Annotated in this window: 2 protein-coding genes; both read right to left on the bottom strand. The window is 71.9% G+C overall.

The annotated features are described in order from the left end of the window. Nucleotides 1-88: 88 nt before the first annotated feature. The gene (locus AB8Z36_RS37725; protein WP_369217888.1) at nucleotides 89-253 is read right to left on the bottom strand and encodes a hypothetical protein; all 165 of its coding nucleotides are present in this window, start codon (nucleotides 251-253) and stop codon (nucleotides 89-91) included. Nucleotides 254-449: 196 nt separating this feature from the next. Beyond that, nucleotides 450-2,054 carry a SulP family inorganic anion transporter gene (locus AB8Z36_RS37720; protein ID WP_369217889.1) on the bottom strand — a complete coding sequence of 535 codons (1,605 nt, stop codon included), beginning with the start codon at nucleotides 2,052-2,054 and terminating at the stop codon, nucleotides 450-452. Nucleotides 2,055-2,091: the final 37 nt, after the last annotated feature.

The following is a 2,091-nucleotide window of genomic DNA, read 5'->3' as shown; positions in this document are numbered from 1 at the left end:
GGAGGGACGWGWGCGWSGGGCGGGGCCGCCGCCGGTGCCGACGGCATCGAGGGCGGCCCCGCGTGACGCTCAGTGGCTCAACGCCTCGTCAGGAGATGCAGCCGGTCTTGCCGGTGGCGCTGATGCAGCCGCTCTTGGACGTGGCGCTGATGCAGCCGTCCTTCGCGGAGGCGGCGCCGCCCTGGGCCGAGTTGGCGGCGACCCACTTCTGCCAGACGGACTCTTCGGTCATGCGCTTGATGAGCTGCTCCATGGTGAAACCTCCATAGATATGAGCCGTAATCGATGGGTTTCTGGTGATCTGCCCATCGCCATCTGAAGGTAAAGAGGTGGTCAAGCATGTGTCAAGAGAGAGGAATTACCTCTTTACCTTCCGTATGCGGGCATGCCGAACCGCCGCGCGGCGAGCCACCGGAAGGGGGCTCGGGCGGGCGGTTCGGCGGGCCGCGTCAGGGCCGGGCGGAGGCCTGTGCGGGCACCTCGGCGGACTCCTCGGCCTCGGCCTCGGCCTCGGCCTCGGCACCGGTGTCGGCGCCTGTGTTGTCGGTGCCTGTGTCGGTGCCGGACGGCGGGCGGGTCCGCAACCGGACGGCCTCGGTGCCGCTGTCGTTGTGCCGCAGGGCCCAGTTCTCCAGCGTCGTGCGGCAGGCGTGGTCCAGGTGGCGCACCACGGTCAGGTCCAGCTCGATCGGCCGGTCCTTGGGCAGGGACTCCAGCGTCTCCAGGATGCGCGGCAGCCGCAGGAACGTGGCGTTGCCCGTGAGGGTCACGATCATGCGGCCGTCGGGGAGTTCGCGCACGTCGACCTGTACGTGCGAGGTCTCCCAGGCGGACTTGACCACCGCGAGGACCAGGCCGAGCACCACGCCCTCGAACATGTTGGTCACCACGATGGCGATCGCGGTGACGGCGAGGACGACGGCCTCGCCCCGGTGGGCGCGGGCGAGCGGGACGATCTCCTTGACGGGGATCAGCTTGCAGCCCGCGTGCACCAGGACACCGGCGAGCGCGGCCAGCGGGATGATGCCGAGCGCCGCGGGCACCAGGACGGCGAAGAGCAGCAGCCAGGCGCCGTGCAGGACGCGGGAGAGCGGGGTGCGGGCACCGGCCTGCACGTTGGCGGAGCTGCGCACGATGACCGCGGTCATCGGCAGCGCGCCGAGCACACCGCAGACGGTGTTGCCGACGCCCTGCGCGACCAGTTCCTTGTCGTAGTGCGTGCGCGGGCCGTCGTGCATGCGGTCCACCGCCGCCGCGCTGAACAGGGACTCGGCCGACGCGATCAGGGTGAAGGCGAGGACCGTGCCGAGCACCGCCACGCCGCCGAGACCGGCCAGGTCGCCGAGGCCGGGCGGCTGGATGGAGTCGATCAGGCCGCGCACCTCGACGTTGGCCACGTCCAGGCCGAAACCGGCCGCCGCGGCGGTGGCCAGCGCGACCGCCGCGAGCGGTGCGGGCACCACACGGGCGGCGGCGGGCAGCTTCGGCCACAGGACGAGGACGGCGATGGTTCCGGCGCCGAGGGCGGCGGCGGTCAGCGCGGCGGTGTCGCCGACGACGTCGACGAGGAGGCCGGGCAGCCCGGTTATCTTGTCGATCCCGGAACGCGGCTGCTGGGCCCCGGCCATGGTGTAGAGCTGGCCCAGGATCAGTACGAGACCGATTCCGGCCAGCATGCCCTGGACGACGGAGACGGATATCGCGCGGAACCACCGGCCGAAGCGCAGCAGGCCGAGGACGACCTGGAGCACGCCGGTGAGCAGCACGATGGCGCCGAGCATGCCGAGGCCGAACTCGCGCACCGCCTCGAAGACGAGCACGGTCAGCCCCGCGGCGGGGCCGCTCACCTGGAGGGCGCTGCCCGGCAGGAGGCCGACGACCAGACCGCCGACGATGCCGGTGACCAGGCCGAGTTCGGCGGGGACGCCGGAGGCGACGGCCACGCCCACACAGAGCGGCAGGGCGACGAGGAAGACGACGAGCGAGGCGAGGAAGTCCCGGCGCAGCGCGCCCGGTTCACGCAGCGCGCGGTAGGGAGTAAGGAAGGAGGACATCAGAGTGGGGGGTCCTGTCGTGGGAGCGGGCCGGGCT

This window comes from Streptomyces flavofungini (assembly GCF_041028215.1).
Lineage (GTDB): Bacteria > Actinomycetota > Actinomycetes > Streptomycetales > Streptomycetaceae > Streptomyces > Streptomyces flavofungini_B.
The sequence above is the reverse complement of the archived record's forward strand: the minus strand, read 5'-3'. Positions and strand labels throughout refer to the sequence as shown.